The following is a 16,013-nucleotide window of genomic DNA, read 5'->3' on the forward strand; positions in this document are numbered from 1 at the left end:
CCACTTTAAAATTTCAGAGACTTCTTTATTTTAGTAATCGCAACATAATCTTATTTATCTGACTTCTTAATATATCAAATTCTCCTTCTTTTGTTTTGTTAGACTGGATGACTATAATAGTTTTACCATCATCTGAGCTACGCAAAAACGTATAATAGCCTGCTCCTCCACCATTAGCTTTTTTTATATTATGGGACTTGTCGTTATAAAAGCCACCATTGTAATAAGCTGGTGGAGCAGCTTGATAAAGAAAATTACAACTTGCTTTTGTAAGTAGTTTGCCCGCTAAAATATAATGGACCGTCTTAGCTAAATCATGATTGGACATCACTACTGATCCTGCCCCCAGTTCGTCATGTGCATTATGCAAGGCCTTTTTAAATTTAAAAGTATTATATTGACCATTACGATAAACCATTCCTGGAACTAAGCCACTAGCAACAATTTTGTCCGGCTTTGACCACAAAAATTCCGTTTGTTGCAACTTTAATGGTCTGACATAGGTGTCACGGAATAGCTGCTCATAGCTTTGGCCCGTTATTTTACTCATAATGCCACATAAATAAATATAGTTTAGTGAACGGTAATGCCATTTACCGAGCATTTTAGCATTAAAAACCGTTTTTTTAGCATCACATTGAACATTATCATTATCTGAAATGAAATGTTTTCGCCCTAATCTTGCCCCTGGCTTAAGATCAAGACCTGCCGTCATGTCTAACAGATTTTTCAACTTAACCTTCTTCGCCCCAGCAATTTGCGGATAAAATTTACTCAATTTATCCTGCAGACTTAGCTTGCCCTCCTGCACTAGGTGCATGATAATTGCAGCAGTCATTGATTTTTGTACAGAATTAATTAAATAACTAGTGTTCGTATTATTCTCAGTAGCGTAATCAAGCCAAGTCTTACCATTTTTAATGACTAGAATTGAGCCCTTGATTCCTAAAGCATCAATTTGCTGGCGCACTATTTTCCTTTTTAGTGAATCTGATTTGCTAAAATCATGTAGCTTTTGGTTTATAGTTCTGATTGCGTATGGCTTTTTTTGCCACTTTTTACTATAAAAATAGTTATGAATATTATAGTTATGCGGCACATTTGCTTGCGCCATAAACGGTTTTACTGCCCGGTCGACTGCTACCCAGCCGCGCCAACCTAGGTGAATCGTATCTTCCATGAAGTACTGCTCACCGCCGCGCTTAGACAAATCGGTGACGTTATCAAAGCCCTGGCTGGCCAGCTGGTACTTAATCTTGGAAACGGCCTTTTGGTACATCGTTTGTGACAAGCCCGTATAATTAGACCATTTTTCATTAATCGGCGGGATAATGAACAACACATTGGTATGCTGCTTGGCAAACTGGTGCAACATCAGTTCAAAATCACTGTATTCTACTGATTTAGTGTAGTTAAAGTGTCGTTGACTGCCCTTCAATTTAACCAATAAACGTTTATTCAAACGCCGCTTAAAAAAGCGGTTATTAATGCCAAAGCTATTCGAATTAGTGTTAAGTTCAGCCTGCTCACTTGCCACTTGGTCTAAGGCCTTGACTGAATACGTATTCGGCAATAACTTGGCCTGTTTGTTAATCTTTTTAATGCGATCGCGCAATTGGAAAGTGCTGAAGAACTTATCTTCATTGTTAAGTATGCGCCGCTGGTTCTCCAAGTAGAAACGCTGAAAACCGGTCAGCTTTTCCCCGCGGGCAACTCTTTTCATTCCCAGCTTAATAACGCCTTTTACTTCCGGCATCTGCAAGAAGCGTTTAGCCGCATAGCGGTTTGTCGGTGTATCTTTTTTAATCCCTAACAGAAAATTGCAGGCTTGCAGCGGGGAATAATACAGTGCGAAGGCATCAGGATTTTGCCCCTTCTTGGTAAACCATTGCGGTGAAACAATCACCACGGCTTTTTTGCCCTTAAGCTGTTTTGAGGTGCCCTGCATCTCTAAGAAGTGTGCCAAAGACTGGCTACCTGGCCCACCTAATAAAAACGGCCGGTAATTGCGGTGATATTTTTGCGCAATTACACTCGGGTGCAGCGGGTCAAGCCGTGACAGTTCACTTGAGCCATAAAAAGGCACATAGTCATCTTTAAAGGCATCCTGTTTCATCAAAGAGCCTTTAAAAATAGTCGTGGTCTGGGAATTAGCTGCTTGGTAAATGGCATCTTGAGAAAAAGTTCGCTCCCACGGCAGTAAAAAGATGACCAGTAACAAGATAGCGGCGCAGAGTACTGGGCCAAAAATCTGCCACAGCCGGCCTTTGTTACTCATTTTTACCCTCCTATCCATAATCAAAACTCCTTAGATAAAATTCTTGCTTACTTCCAGCCAAACCATAGTTGACTGAGAAAACCTGAGAATATCAGGAAACTAAAACACACTACATTAAAAGTAACAAAAATTGCCAGCCATTTTGTGTATTTATTAGATGGCAATTTGTCTTTGTGCTTCTTCTTAAACCGCAGCCAGCAATCATTGATGATGATGGCCACAGCATGAAACAACCCATAAACAATATAATACCAGGTTAGTCCATGCCAGAAGCCCATCACTAAGAATAATAACAGATAAGCTGCTTGAGATAGTCTGACCGGATTCTTGAACAGCTTTTTCTTCATTGCAAAGAAGGTAAACCGCATATAGATGTAGTCGCGAAACCAAAAGGACAAAGTCATGTGCCAGCGGTTCCAGAATTCTTTAATATTTTGGGAAATAAACGGCTTATTAAAGTTCATTGGGGTGTGAATACCCATAAAGTAGGAAATTGACACGGCAAATAAAGAATAGCCGGCAAAGTCAAAGAACAAATACATGCTGTAGCAGTACATATAAGCCACTAACCACCAGGAAAGTTTTAAACCGCCATTAGCCGTACCTGTTATCATTGCTGCTCGGGTAATTCGCGGCAGCCAGTAGGTACCAAAGAACCAGCCCAGAACAAATTTATATAAGAATCCTTGAAATAAATAGCGGGTTGCCAGCTCTAAATCGTTTAAATATTGCTCACGCTTTGGCACCGTGTCACATTCTTTGGCAAATCTGCGGTAGCGATCAATTGGCCCCGATGAAATTGTGGGAAAGAACAAGAGAAAGCGCAAATACGTTCCCAGATTAAGTTCTTTAATAGCGCCATCGCGCACTTCCATCACAACCTGAACGGTCTTGAACGTAAGATAGGAAATACCCAGAAAGGCCAAGACCCCCGGAATTTTAGCTTGCGGAAAAGCAGTCTGCACTTTCACTAAAATCAGAGGCACAATTGCTAAAATCACCGCTAGGTAAAAGACCCAGGTTTTATTCTGACTATTTTTACGCCTGCGATAATAGAGATAGCCATAGGAAACCAGGAGCTGAAACAGAATATAGATGATCAGGCTAACGCCCTGTTGCCATTTTTCACCATCAAAAATGAGAAATAAAAAAACTAACGAGAACACAACCTCATATATTTTTAAACGGTGACCCCAATACAGCCCGATGATAATGGGGATTAAGCCAATCATCAAATACACAAAGTAATGCGGATTAGAGTATGGCTGTAAGTTAATGAAATTAGCGTTCACTACTCGTTGACCTCCTTAATTTTGGTTTTACATTAAAGTTAATTTGATACTTGTGCTGTTTTATAACTAAATAGTTTTTAAAAATTAAATCTTGTTATTTCAATAAAGTGCTTGATTAATTTCTTTCATTTGCGTAGCCCATTTAGAATTCATTATAGATAAAATGAACAGATGTTAATCCACTATAGTGATACAAGTAAATCAAGGCTCCAAAAATGGCGCAATAGACAATTGTCATAAAAATAAAACTTACTATTTTCTTCATTTATTACTGTCCATCTCCTAAAAAATCTAATATCATATATTGTATAATATGACTGAAGACAGTATAATACATTTAATAATAAATAAGCAAAATTTTTATTATCAAAAAATTTAAAATCTATTTCATACTATTGTAATCAATATAGCTGAAATTCTGAGCATCAGCTCGTTTAAATTAATGGGGGGGTAACTTTATAATGAAAAAGATTTTTAAAATAATCATTTTTTGCGGCATTGTCGGTCTTCTCGTATTAGCAGGTATCAAAATGAACTATGCTTTACAAAAGCCCCAATTAACAGAAGCTCAAACCAATCAAACTACCAAAAAAGTTTACACAGTTAAAAAATTTGATAAAATCAAATTTTCTTCTTACAGGCCTAATACTGACGTTACTTTAGGTAACAAATACCAAGTCAAAATTAAGGCTAAACGAGGTGGAAATGCACAAAAAATCAAAACCAAAGTTAAAAATAAGCAACTGACTATTTATGATGAACCAGAAAAGCATTTTAATGATGGCTATTATGAAGTCACTGTTACTGTACCAAGTAAAAACGCTTTGAAAAAGGTATCAGGCTATTTACGAGGAGGCTCCGTGTACTTAGAAAAGTTAAATATTCCCGATATTAATCTCAAATCAAACATTGCTTATTTTGCCTTTGATCATGTCTCTTCTCAAAATGTTAAGTTAAAAATAAAACATGAAGTTTCAGACATAATGGATTCTAATTTAAAGAATTGCTCTATTAATATCGGTAAAGGTAATATGACTATTGATGACAGTAAAATCAAAGCTAAAGTGCACATTGATAAGGGTGGCATGACAGTTGTTGATAGCACTTTCCTGGGTGATAGTTCCTTCACTCTTAATAAAGGATTATTTTTGATGACAGATGCTCCTAAAATAAGTTATGACCTGCGCGTTGATCCTAAGCATAAAATTGAAACTGACAATAAAGATTATCATAAACGTCTATCTATTATCGTACCAAACAAGCCAACCGTTAAAGTAACTAGCAAGAATGCAAATATAGAATTTTATAGATAGATTCAGTATGTTTTAATTAGAAATGAAGAAATTAACTATGAAAAGATTATATAAATTAGGCAGCTTTTTAGGAATCGCTGGATTATTGGTACTCATTGGCGCTAAGGCAAATAATTTCCTACAAAATCCTCAGTATCAAGATGACAAAGTCGTTTTTGCCAAAAAGTCAAGATCTCAAAATAAAGTCAACAAAAGTTTTAATGTTAAAGATTTTGATCAAGTCAAACTTAACACTAATAGGCCTGATATCAAATTCGTTGTAGGTAAGACTTTTAGTGTACAAGCCAACGGAACTAACAGAGCTCATATTGAGCTTACCAGAGTCAGCGTTAAAAACAGAAAACTAACTATCTATGACAAACCTACCGGTCATCATAATTATGGCGGATATACAGTTACCATAACGGTTCCTAATAAGAACTCTATAAAAAAGGTTACCGGAAATTGTGATATCAGTGATATCTACTTCAAGGGTTTGAATATTCCAAGTATTGCTGTCAAAACAGGCTATGGCGATGTTATCTTTAATCACGTCAACTCTGAAAATGTTAGTGTCAAGCAAACAAATGGTGACTTAAAAGTCTTAAATTCAACAATTAAAAACAGTACAGTTAAATTAAGCGTTGGAGATTTAACAATTAAAAATAGTAAGTTCAAAACAAAGGCCAATTTAGCTTTAGCACCTGACTTCAAATATAGTAGTGTCAAAATTCAAAATTCCAGCCTTTTAGGAAATAGTTCAATTAATTTGGCTATAGGTGACTTTGTTATGACGGGTGCTCCGAAAATCAGTTATGATTTGACAACTAAACCAAAAGGTAAAATCAAATTTCAAAGCAGACATTACACTCATCAATTTTCTAAGACTGTTCCTAATCAACCACTTCTTAAAGTTAACAGCAGAGGAAATATTAAAATAGATTAATTAAAATGAAGGTAAATTAGAAATGAAAAAGTTTTATCAAATATGTGGCAGTATCGCTACTTTAGCAGCTCTTCTTTTTGTAGTTGGCAAAGCAAACAACAATTTTTCGAAAACTGGAATCGTTGATGCAAAAGCCAGTCAAACTACAAAAACAAATAGCTACAAAGCAGTTGTCACAAAAACAAAGAAAGGCAAAGTCAAGAAAACTTATACTGTTCCCAAATTTAGCCAAATCAAACTTGCTTGTTACAGACCAGATGTGGTCATTGACTTAGGTAAAAAATTTAAAATCACTGTTATAGGAGAAAAAGGAGCCGATGTTAATAAAATTAATACAAAAGTGGACAACAATCAGCTTACTGTTTATGATGAACCCGAATATAAATTCAACGATGGTGACTATCAAATAAATATTACCGTTCCCCACAAAAATAGCGTAAAAGAAATAACTGGTTTCAATTATGAATATGGTGTCATAATAGATAAATTGAATATTCCCAGTATTAATTTAAGCTCAACTGCAGGATCCCTTTTTATTTCAGACGTTAAAGCAAATAATGTGACCTTTACAGTTAAAAACTATGACGCCAAACAAAATCATGACGATGATAATGAATGCATAGATGTCTTTGATTCTAAATTAAAAAGCAGTAATTTCAATGTAAATAAAGGAAACATTTATATTTATAGTAGTAAGCTAAAAACTAATACTTTTATCAATCATGGCAATTTTAATTTTGGCAGCAGTAAAGCTATTGGCCAAAGCACAATCGATCTAAATACCGGTAATTTTAGTATGTTCGATATGTTTGATTTGCCAAAAATCAATTGTGACCTTACAACTGATTCTACACAAAAAATAAAAGTTGGTAAAAAATACTATCCTCATCATTTTTCTACTTCTTCCCAAGCAAACCCATTGCTTAAAGTTACCAGTAAAACTGGCAAAATTTCAATATCTAAGGATTAAGCTATATAGTCTAGCGTCAAAACTCACACAGTAAAATTAGTCAACATAATTTGATATTCTTTGCACCTATTTACAAATTAAATATAAAATAGAATAAAATCATTATTTAGGAGTCCAAATTGATCATAGACACTAAGAAACTGCAAAAAGCAGTCATGGAAAATAAGAAAAAACACGGTTTCAATACCACAGATATTGAGTTTGAATTATTGCGCTTACATGGAGAAGCTAATGAGTTATTTGATGCCTGGCGCAAGAATAATAAGGAAAATATCAATGAAGAATTAGCCGATGTAGGGATATTCTTACTGGGCATTGCAGAAATGCTTGGCAGTGATTTGGGTGAAGACATTGTTAATAAAATGAAAATAAACGAAAAAAGAATATACAAAAATGGCGTTAAACTTGATCCTGCTGATAAAGATAAATAGACCGATAGCTTTAGTTTAATAACAGCATGGTCAAGCTATCAGCTATTTATTCAATTCTTACAAAAGTTTAGGAATAGGCAGATATTTTTTACCTGCGTAGGTTTGGTTTTGCTTTTTACAGCTTTAGTGGAACTTATAGATAACCCGAGAAGTGGTTCAGGTCTTGTTTCTATGGAAGCGGGTCTGTTATGCGTACTATTCCCCCAATGAACATTTAGAAATAGTTATTTCTGAAAAGTGTAATCTTAATTTGACAAAGGTTCCGAAATTTTCTTAATTTCGGGACCTTTTTATAATACAAAAAATGCACCCAATAGCTAACTTTTACTATTAGGTGCATTTAAATTATTTATTTAGTTCTCTTAAAGTAATTTATTTGGCCGTCTTTGGCTTAGCATTTTGCTGTGCTTCTTCTGCAGTATTAATTGGACTTAATTTCACCCCTGCAATAAATCTAACATCACTTGCTTTTACATAGCCGTCACCAACATCAATTGAATCTGGTCCTTTACCACCTGGTAGGTCAGAGGCATAAAACTCATGACCTTTTAAATGGTAAAACAGTTCTGCTTTATTTTCAGCTGGCACCCAAATGTAAAGCAATTTATCTACCTTTAAATTTCCGCCTTGTTTCCTAATTCTTTGTCCTTTGTGATCTTGCTTGGTGCCATCGGCATTATAGACATCTGTATCTTGATAAAATCTAATATAAGAATAGTGCTCATAATCATAGTAATGAGAAGGCAAATCTTTCTTAACTTTAACGTCTAAGCAATACAGCCAATTATTCGTCCCTTTAATACGATAAATAACTGCATTTGGTATAGCCAATTGGCTAATTTCTTCAGCGTATCCTTGTTCTTCAGCACGATCGACTATGAAGGTAGTGCCTTTTTTTGCCTTTTTAATAGTTTTAAGACCATTATTGATCTCATAAATTGGAGCACCACCATCTCTTGTTACTGTTGCGATCGTTTCTTCGGTGTTTGAAGCAGTGATTTTGCCCAAGTTGCTGGCTCTCACATATTGCTTTGAGGGACCACCAATGCGGTAGTAGCGCAAACCATTCTTAAACTTAACGGTACCACCATAAGTTGTAATGGAAGTTCCTTTTCTAATTAAACGATAGTCAGCCCTGCGTGAACTGGTAGCGTAAACATAGGAATTATGCTTAACTTCACGTTTAACACCGTCAATGTTATTAGCTTTGATAAATTGTTTTTTACCGCTAATTCTATAATATGGTGCGTATGGCTCAAAATCTAAGATAACAGGTTTTTTATCAACTTCAATCCGGCGAAAAGCTGGATACTTAGCATCTGCCTTTTGTCCGTTCTCATCATATGCTTGTGACGTATACATAACGGTTCTTATAGTGCTGGGAATCTTTGCTTGAACAGTATGGGATTGCTGATTAAATGTCCAAATTGCAGTAAGTCCTAAAAAACCAGCTGCTAAATAATGAGTAATTTTTTTATTCATATGTTTTAACCTCTCTTCTTCAAAAAATGCTATCTTTATTTTTGATTCTCTAATTTCTGCAATCAAAACAAGAAATTATATAATTTCATTCTGTGCTTTTCTTAACGATTAATGAAGTTAAAAAATGATGGACTTAATTAGCCAAATATCTTAATACAAATAGGAAATAAGTATGTTATGACTTTAACTAATTCCCTGCTCTTTTCTTAGCAGCTTCAATTACTTCTTTGGTCGTTTTTTGCTTAGCAGCTTGACTTGCTTCTTCAGCTGTGTTGATCGGGCTTAGTTTTACGCCGTCAATAAATCTAACATCACTCGCTTTGACATAGCTATCACCAAAATCCACTTCACTACCGCCACTTCCATCTGGCTTATTAGTGGCATAAAACCAATGACCTTTCATATGGTAAAATAGTTCAGCTTTATTTTCGGCTGGCACCCAAATATAAAGCAATTTATCTACCTTTATATTACCTCCCTGTTTCCTGATTCTTTGTCCATTATTATCTTGCTTTGTGCCATCAGCATTATAGACGTCTGTATCTTGATAAAATCTAATATAAGAATAATGCTCAGAGTTATAAAAATGATGCGGAAGCTCTTTTTTAACTTTAACGTCTAGGCAATTGAGCCAATTATTCGTCCCTTTAATGCGATAAATAACTGCATTTGGAATAGCCATATTGGTTATATCGTCAGCATATCCTTCTTCTTGAGCTCGGTCGACTATAAAAGTAGTACCTTTTTTAGCCTTTTTAGTAGTTTTGAGACCGTTATTGATCTCATAAATTGGAGTCCCACCGTCTTTTGTCACTGTTGCGATAGTTTCTTCAGTGTTTGAAGCAGTGATTTTGCCCAAGTTGCCGGCTCTCACATATTGTTTTGCAGGACCACCAATGCGGTAGTAGCGCAAACCATTCTTAAACTTGACGGTACCACCATAAGTTGTAATTGAGGTTCCTTTCCGAATTAGGCGGTAGTCAGCCCTGCGTGAACTGGTAGCGTAAACATAGGAATTATGTTTAACTTCACGTTTAACGCCATCGATGTTATTAGCCTTGATATATTGCTTTTTACCGCTAATTTTATAGTATGGGGCATAGGGCTTGAAAGTTAGGATTAATGGCTTTTTATCAACTTCAATCCGGCGAAAAGCTGGATATTTAGCGTCTACCTTTTGTCCATCCTCATCATATGCTTGTGACGTATACATAACGGTTCTTATAGTGCTGGGAATCTTTGCTTGAACAGTATGGGATTGCTGATTAAATGTCCAAATTGCAGTAAGTCCTAAAAAACCAGCTGCTAAATAATGAGTAATTTTTTTATTCATATGTTTTAACCTCTCTTCTTCAAAAAATGCTATCTTTATTTTTGATTCTCTAATTTCTGCAATCAAAACAAGAAATTATATAATTTCATTCTGTACCTTTCTTAGTGATTAATGAAGGTAAAAAATGGTGAATTAAATTAGGCAAATATCTTAATAAAAAATGCATCCAATAGCTGGCTTTTACTATTAGGTGCATTTTATTGTAAATTTAATTTCTAAAAAATTATTTATTTGACAGTTTTTTGCTTGGCGTTTTGCTGTGCTTCTTCAGCTGTATTGATCGGGCTTAGTTTTACGCCATCAATAAATCTAACATCTTTTTGCTTAACATAGCCATCACCAACATCTATTACAGAGGTTCCTCCTTCTCGTGAGGCAGAGGCGTAAAATTCATGGCCCTTCAAGTGGTAAAATAATTCCGCTTTCTTTTCAGCTGGTACCCAAATATAAAGCAATTTATTTACTTTTAAAAACCCACCTTGTTTTCTGATCTTTTGTCCGTGATGATCTTGCATAGTACCGTCTGCATTGTAAACATCTGTATTTTTATAAAACTTAATGTAAGAATAATGTTCAGAATCATAGTAATGTACAGGCATTTTCTTTTTGGCTTTAACTTCACTGCTCAGTAACCAATATTTTGTACCCTTAATATGATAAGTAAATATTTGGGGATCATCTTCATCCCCTCCATTATTTTCAGCATAGTCTACCGTAAATTTTGTACCCCTTTTGGCTTTCTTGGAATAAGTATCGTCTTTAATAAAATCATAAAGTCCAGCTCCTTCTTTTGCAGTTACTTTTACAGTTGTTTCTTCTGTATTAGAACTAATAATCTTACTTAAGTTGCTGGCTTTCACATATTGCTTTTTTGGTCCACCAATGCGGTAGTAACGTTGCCCGTTCTTAAATTTGAAGGAATTGCCATAAGTTGTTATTGTCTTGCCCTTTTTAAGCAAACGGGAGTCAGCCCTCCGAGAGCTTGTAGCGTAAACATAAGAGTTTCGTTTGACCTTGCGTTTAACACCGTCAATGTTACTTGCCTTGATATATTGCTTTTTACCTTTAATTTGATATGCGGGTGCAAACGGCTTAAAAGAAAATGGAATTGGTTGATCATCTAACTTAACCTGAGTGTAAGCTGCATATTTTCCTTTTACTTTATCACCGTATAAATCATAAGCCTGGGCATCGTGCATTACGGTCGTAACAATACTTTTAGCTTCTACAGTATTGACTTTTTGGTTCATAACAAAAATTGCACAAACGCTTAAAATAGTAGCTGCAACATAATGTAGAAACTGCTTATTCATATATTTTCTCCCTTCTAGACATATTTCAAAAATTATTCAGCTTTCTTATTTGTATCCTGTTTTGCAGCTTGACGCGCTTCTTCTGGTGTATTACTTGGACTTAATTTAAGGCCATCAATAAATTTAACATCTTTTTTCTTAACATAGCCTTGACCGACATTTATTACATCCGAACCACTGCTTCCATCTGGTAAATCTGTAGCATAAAATTGATGGCCTGCTAAATGATAAAACAATTCAGCCTTATTTTTGGATTTTATCCAAATATAAAGCAATTTGTTTACCTTTATAAAACCTCCTTGTTTGATAATTTTTTGCCCATGATGATCTTGCTTTGTACCGTCAGCATTATAAACATCAGTATCTTTATAAAACATTATATAAGTATAATGTTCAAATTTATAATCATGTATTGGTATTTTCTTATCTGCTTTGACATCACGGTACCATATCCAAAAGTCTGTACCTTTTATATGATATTCATATCCATCAGGATCGTCTATATCCATGGAAGAATATTGCGCATAATCAACTTTGAATTTGGTTCCTTTCTTGACTCTCTTTACAATGTCTTCATCGTCACTATCAATATAAGCATAATCAGTAATATCAGCTCCCTTGGTTTTTACAGTTACAGTTGTTTCTTCTGTATTAGAACTAATAATCTTACTTAAGTTGCTGGCTTTCACATATTGCTTTTTTGGTCCACCAATGCGGTAGTACCATAAACCGTTCTTAAATTTGAAGGAATTGCCATAAGTTGTTATTGTCTTGCCTTTTTTAAGCAAGCGAGAATCAGCCCTCCGCGAGCTCGTAGCGTAAACAAAGGAATTATGTTTGACTTTACGTTTAACACCATCTATGTTGCTGGCCTTGATATATTTATTTTTACCGCTAATTTTGTATGCTGGTGCAAACGGTTTAAATCTGAATGAAATTGGGTCATCGTCCACCTTAACTTGAGTATAAGCTGCATATTTTCCTTTGACTTTATCACCATATAAATCACAAGCTTGAGCATCGTGCATTACGGTTTTAATAATACTTTTGGCTTCTACAGTATTAGTTTGTTGGTTAAGCACCAGACTTGCAGAAATGCCCAATATAGCAACTGCTAAATAACGAAAAGGCTTTTTAGTCATATAATTTTTACTCCTTTCTCTTAAGACAGGCACTGTTGTTACTGCATCGCCCTTATTTCATAAAAATGCAAAACAAATGATAGCGCAAACATACTGGCTATAATTAATTCTGAACCTTTTTCAGTAATTAATGAAGGTAAAAAATGGTGGGCTTAATCAGGCAAATATCTTAATATATAGGGGGATACTTAATTCTAAACTTTCTTCGTTGAATTTATATGTATTTATACGTATAATAAGAAACATGGAAGGTTTACTTTGTGGCGAAGACGCCAAGAGAAATTATCAAGATTTTAAAAAAGCAAGGCTTTATGAAAAAGTCTCAAAACGGATCCCATCTGAAATGTATAACCCCATTACAAATGTTACTATTCCTGTTCCCATTCATCCGAAAGAAATGAAAAAAGGACTAGAACAGAGAATTCTAAAAGAAGCTGGATTAAAATGAATTTTTCAGCTAATTTTTACATGTTAGGAGGAATTAATATGTCTAAACTTTTAGTATACCCTGTTATACTTCACCCTGAAGACACTGGCTATACTGTCGAAGTTCCAGATATTACAGGTGGTTTTACTCAGGGCGAAGATTTAACTAATGCTTTGGAAATGGCTTCTGATATGATTGGATTAATGTTGGAAGACACGACTAATTATCCTAAACCATCTAAGTTAGAAAGTATCCATGTTGCTGACAATGATATTAAAACTATTGTTGCCATTGATATGGATGATTATAGACGCAATAATTCCAAGACAATCCGCAAAACAGTAACTGTACCAGAATATCTGGTAAAAATGGGCAAAGAGAAAAATTTAAATTTTTCTACTGTATTAACTAAAGCATTAAAAACAGAATTAAATTTATAACTAGAAAAAATAAATCCTGGAAGTTAATTAACTTTCGGGACCTTTTTACAATTTTTGGACTAATTATTAAATAGCATAATACAAAATAATGCACCTAATAGCTGATTTTTACTATTAGGTTGCATTAAATTATGAATTTTTTCTCTTGATCGTTCTTACTCAGTAGTTATAAACAGATTTATGCTGTACTACTGGGCTAATTAACAAAAAATTCTAAAAGTTAGCTTTCTTTACATATCGCTTCAATCCGGTGATGTAATAATAACGACCTTTCCGTTTTGCTGCACCACCAAATGTTCTAACTTTGCGTCCACGCTTCAGACTGGCATGTCTTATTTTCTTTACTTTTTGATTATAGATCAGAGCCTTGTGCTTTAACTTACGCTTTTGGCCTGTAATATTAGTAGCCTTCACAAACGTATTATTACCTAAAAGATAATACTTCTTACCTTTTATGTTTTCGGTACCATAAGTAATAATTATCTGGCCTGACATAAATTCGCCTGGTTTCCGCTTACCATTAATATCATAAAGATAAGAATTATGCATTACCGTTCTTTCAGTCCCGTTAAAGTTAGCTTTCTTCACGTAGCGGTTCAATCCGATGATATAGTAATAGCGACCTTTTCGCTTTACTGCACCGCCATATGTTGTAACTTTGCGTCCACGTTTCAGAATGGCATGTCTTATTTTCTTTACTTTTTGATTATAGATCAGAGCCCTGTGCTTTAACTTACGCTTTTGGCCTGTAATATTATTGGCCTTCACAAACGTATTATTACCTAAAAAATAATACTTCTTACCGTTTATGTTTTCGGTATCATAGGTAGTAATTATCTGGCCTGACATAAATTCGCCTGGTAACCGCTTACCATCAATATCATAGAGATACGAATTATGCATTACCATTCTTTCAGTCCCTTTAAGGTAAGTAAAAGTTACAGTCTGAGGCTCATAGCTGAAGAAGCCTGTCGCATTATAAGGTCTTGCCTTTAATAGATAACCAGCAAATTTCAGTTCTTGGGTAATGTAGCCATCGCCAACATTACCATTCAAGATTGTATCAGGTGCCAGTTTAAGGCCATTTTTATCTTCATAATGGACTCTGACATCAGCTCCTGCAATCGGCTCTATAGTACCAGATGAATGACTTGGTGGCGTTGGTGTTGGCGTCGGTGGTGTTGGCGGATTGACTGGTGGCTTATCCTCATCAAAGTGTGTACCCTCGCGAACATAAGTATCGGCATCATTAGCTGGATCATAATTTGCTATTAACTCTTTTGAGCTCCACCTATTCTTGCCCTGAGGGTCATTAAGTGTACCACCAGCAACATTGCGCCAAGTGCCATCAGCATCAAATCCTGTACCCTTGACAATATTATCTTTTCCTAGTTTTAACAAGTTTAAACTTTGCAAATCATTTAGCATATCGGAAATGTATATAATTTTGCTCATATCAAAACCGCTAATATCAAGCCTTTGCAACCGAATATCATACTGAAACATGCCGCTCATATTAAAAACATTCGCGGTTTTAAAATTACTGAGATCAAGCTCTGTGATATTCTCACAGTCATTAAACATGTCATTCATTACAGTTACTTTATCAGTATTAAATTTGCTAACATCAATTTTTGTTAATAACTTACATGAAGCAAACATTCCTGACATAGTCGAAACGTTAGCAGTTGAAAAGCCGCTAACATCTAGGTCAGTTAAGACAAAGCAATTGTTAAACATCCCGTTCATATCAGTGACATTATCAGTTTTGAAATCTTTACCAAACTTAATACTTTTTAGTGACCAGCAATTCTGGAACATAGTACTGGTATTAGTCACCTTACTAGTTTTAAAGTTGCTTAAATCAATTGCATTTAAACTTCTGCATTCTTCAAACATGCCACTTAATTCCGAAACATTTTCGGTATTAAAGGAACTGACATCAATATTTTTAAGACTTACGCAAGAATAAAACATGCTTGACATTGTGGTAACATTGGCAGTATTAAAGTTTTTTAGATTAACATCGCTCAAACGATAACATGATGAAAACATGCTTGTCATATCAGTAATTTTACTAGTATCAAGCTTGTCCAAGCCGTCTATATTAGTTAGATAAGTAAAGCCTTTAAATAGATACCTGACTGACCCACTAAGTGTCAAGGGACCCTGAATAACAATATGGTTAACATTTTCAGGATCAAGCCTTACATTATATAAAGCATTTGCCAGCGGTTTCGGGTCATTAAAAGCTGTGGAGTTACCAGGAATAGTTAATGTTTTACTGGTCGAATCATAGCTAAGTGACAGTTCACTATTATCATCAATATCAGTACTGACCCATGGAACTGTCTTAGTTTCTCTTGTTGCAATTTTCGTTTCTTTTGCTGAATTTGCAGGAGGTGAAGCCGATGCAAATATTGTTTGCGGTTTAATAATACTTAAACCTACCACAGTCATAGCAATAATAGCTAAGTACGTTGTAAGTTTAATCCTAAAATGGTGTTTATTCATTATTTGTCTCCTTTAAGCAATATACTTCTACTTAACCAAAGTGTAGCATAAATAACCTTTAATATAAAATATATTTTTAGAAATATATAAATATATATAATTTTTCTTATTGCTTTTTATATACAAAAGCACTAATATTATATAGTAATAAAT

Annotated in this window: 14 protein-coding genes; 6 read left to right on the forward strand and 8 right to left on the reverse strand. The window is 34.8% G+C overall.

Annotation, left to right across the window (positions count from 1 at the left end):
• Window positions 1-25: 25 nt before the first annotated feature.
• From dltD to JF76_RS10150, 3 genes are all read right to left on the reverse strand, one after another.
• Entirely contained in the window at window positions 26-2,278 is a 2,253-nt protein-coding gene (gene dltD, locus JF76_RS10145; protein ID WP_084600360.1) for a D-alanyl-lipoteichoic acid biosynthesis protein DltD, read from the reverse strand.
• 47 nt (window positions 2,279-2,325) lie between these two features.
• Window positions 2,326-3,570: a D-alanyl-lipoteichoic acid biosynthesis protein DltB gene (dltB, locus tag JF76_RS08755; RefSeq protein ID WP_045928688.1), complete on the reverse strand. Its 1,245-nt coding sequence runs from the start codon at window positions 3,568-3,570 to the stop codon at window positions 2,326-2,328.
• 142 nt (window positions 3,571-3,712) lie between these two features.
• A complete protein-coding gene (locus JF76_RS10150; RefSeq protein ID WP_084600361.1) occupies window positions 3,713-3,835 on the reverse strand; it encodes a teichoic acid D-Ala incorporation-associated protein DltX in 123 nt (40 codons plus the stop codon).
• A 196-nt stretch (window positions 3,836-4,031) separates the two neighbouring features.
• On the opposite strand from JF76_RS10150, the gene JF76_RS08760 reads away from it, so the two are divergent.
• The 4 genes from JF76_RS08760 (at window position 4,032) to JF76_RS08775 (ending at window position 7,209) form a co-directional block, all read left to right on the forward strand.
• Window positions 4,032-4,883: a DUF4097 family beta strand repeat-containing protein gene (locus JF76_RS08760; protein WP_045928689.1), complete on the forward strand. Its 852-nt coding sequence runs from the start codon at window positions 4,032-4,034 to the stop codon at window positions 4,881-4,883.
• 37 nt (window positions 4,884-4,920) lie between these two features.
• Window positions 4,921-5,808, forward strand: a complete 888-nt coding sequence (locus tag JF76_RS08765) for a DUF4097 family beta strand repeat-containing protein (RefSeq protein WP_045928690.1) — start codon at window positions 4,921-4,923, stop codon at window positions 5,806-5,808.
• Between the two features lie 22 nt (window positions 5,809-5,830).
• The gene (locus tag JF76_RS08770; RefSeq protein ID WP_045928691.1) at window positions 5,831-6,778 is read left to right on the forward strand and encodes a GIN domain-containing protein; all 948 of its coding nucleotides are present in this window, start codon (window positions 5,831-5,833) and stop codon (window positions 6,776-6,778) included.
• 119 nt (window positions 6,779-6,897) lie between these two features.
• Window positions 6,898-7,209: a MazG-like family protein gene (locus tag JF76_RS08775; protein ID WP_045928692.1), complete on the forward strand. Its 312-nt coding sequence runs from the start codon at window positions 6,898-6,900 to the stop codon at window positions 7,207-7,209.
• Between the two features lie 372 nt (window positions 7,210-7,581).
• Here JF76_RS08775 and JF76_RS08780 read toward each other — a convergent pair whose 3' ends face one another.
• The 4 genes from JF76_RS08780 to JF76_RS08795 all read right to left on the reverse strand — a co-directional run bounded on the left by JF76_RS08780 (window position 7,582) and on the right by JF76_RS08795 (window position 12,479).
• Window positions 7,582-8,691 (reverse strand): SLAP domain-containing protein, encoded by a 1,110-nt coding sequence (locus JF76_RS08780; RefSeq protein WP_045928693.1) that lies wholly within the window; start codon window positions 8,689-8,691, stop codon window positions 7,582-7,584.
• A gap of 187 nt (window positions 8,692-8,878) precedes the next feature.
• Window positions 8,879-10,024 carry an SLAP domain-containing protein gene (locus JF76_RS08785; RefSeq protein ID WP_045928694.1) on the reverse strand — a complete coding sequence of 382 codons (1,146 nt, stop codon included), beginning with the start codon at window positions 10,022-10,024 and terminating at the stop codon, window positions 8,879-8,881.
• Between the two features lie 227 nt (window positions 10,025-10,251).
• Window positions 10,252-11,337, reverse strand: coding sequence for an SLAP domain-containing protein (locus JF76_RS08790; protein ID WP_045928695.1), 1,086 nt, complete (start codon window positions 11,335-11,337; stop codon window positions 10,252-10,254).
• Window positions 11,338-11,369: 32 nt separating this feature from the next.
• Window positions 11,370-12,479: an SLAP domain-containing protein gene (locus JF76_RS08795; protein WP_045928696.1), complete on the reverse strand. Its 1,110-nt coding sequence runs from the start codon at window positions 12,477-12,479 to the stop codon at window positions 11,370-11,372.
• A gap of 130 nt (window positions 12,480-12,609) precedes the next feature.
• Between JF76_RS08795 and JF76_RS10560 the strand changes: the two genes are divergently transcribed.
• Both JF76_RS10560 and JF76_RS08805 read left to right on the forward strand, forming a co-directional pair.
• Window positions 12,610-12,927 carry a type II toxin-antitoxin system HicA family toxin gene (locus JF76_RS10560; protein ID WP_379854172.1) on the forward strand — a complete coding sequence of 106 codons (318 nt, stop codon included), beginning with the start codon at window positions 12,610-12,612 and terminating at the stop codon, window positions 12,925-12,927.
• A gap of 38 nt (window positions 12,928-12,965) precedes the next feature.
• Complete coding sequence (locus tag JF76_RS08805) at window positions 12,966-13,346, forward strand: type II toxin-antitoxin system HicB family antitoxin (RefSeq protein WP_045928698.1); 381 nt, start codon at window positions 12,966-12,968, stop codon at window positions 13,344-13,346.
• 213 nt (window positions 13,347-13,559) lie between these two features.
• Here JF76_RS08805 and JF76_RS10010 read toward each other — a convergent pair whose 3' ends face one another.
• On the reverse strand, window positions 13,560-15,860 hold the full coding sequence (locus JF76_RS10010) for an SLAP domain-containing protein (protein WP_052697110.1): 2,301 nt from the start codon (window positions 15,858-15,860) through the stop codon (window positions 13,560-13,562).
• Between the last annotated feature and the right edge of the window lie 153 nt (window positions 15,861-16,013).

It is taken from the genome of Lactobacillus kullabergensis (assembly GCF_000967195.1).
Classification (GTDB): domain Bacteria; phylum Bacillota; class Bacilli; order Lactobacillales; family Lactobacillaceae; genus Lactobacillus; species Lactobacillus kullabergensis.

Bases quoted from the DNA above. Each gene is read 5' to 3' on its own strand.
- JF76_RS10560 (WP_379854172.1), top strand. From the start codon at position 12,610: ATGAAGGTAAAAAATGGTGGGCTTAATCAGGCAAATATCTTAATATAT.
- JF76_RS08765 (WP_045928690.1), top strand. From the start codon at position 4,921: ATGAAAAGATTATATAAATTAGGCAGCTTTTTAGGAATCGCTGGATTA.
- JF76_RS08805 (WP_045928698.1), top strand. From the start codon at position 12,966: ATGTCTAAACTTTTAGTATACCCTGTTATACTTCACCCTGAAGACACT.
- JF76_RS08795 (WP_045928696.1), bottom strand. From the start codon at position 12,479: ATGACTAAAAAGCCTTTTCGTTATTTAGCAGTTGCTATATTGGGCATT.
- JF76_RS08785 (WP_045928694.1), bottom strand. From the start codon at position 10,024: ATGAATAAAAAAATTACTCATTATTTAGCAGCTGGTTTTTTAGGACTT.
- dltD (WP_084600360.1), bottom strand. From the start codon at position 2,278: ATGAGTAACAAAGGCCGGCTGTGGCAGATTTTTGGCCCAGTACTCTGC.
- JF76_RS08790 (WP_045928695.1), bottom strand. From the start codon at position 11,337: ATGAATAAGCAGTTTCTACATTATGTTGCAGCTACTATTTTAAGCGTT.
- JF76_RS08780 (WP_045928693.1), bottom strand. From the start codon at position 8,691: ATGAATAAAAAAATTACTCATTATTTAGCAGCTGGTTTTTTAGGACTT.
- JF76_RS10150 (WP_084600361.1), bottom strand. From the start codon at position 3,835: ATGAAGAAAATAGTAAGTTTTATTTTTATGACAATTGTCTATTGCGCC.
- JF76_RS10010 (WP_052697110.1), bottom strand. From the start codon at position 15,860: ATGAATAAACACCATTTTAGGATTAAACTTACAACGTACTTAGCTATT.
- JF76_RS08770 (WP_045928691.1), top strand. From the start codon at position 5,831: ATGAAAAAGTTTTATCAAATATGTGGCAGTATCGCTACTTTAGCAGCT.
- JF76_RS08760 (WP_045928689.1), top strand. From the start codon at position 4,032: ATGAAAAAGATTTTTAAAATAATCATTTTTTGCGGCATTGTCGGTCTT.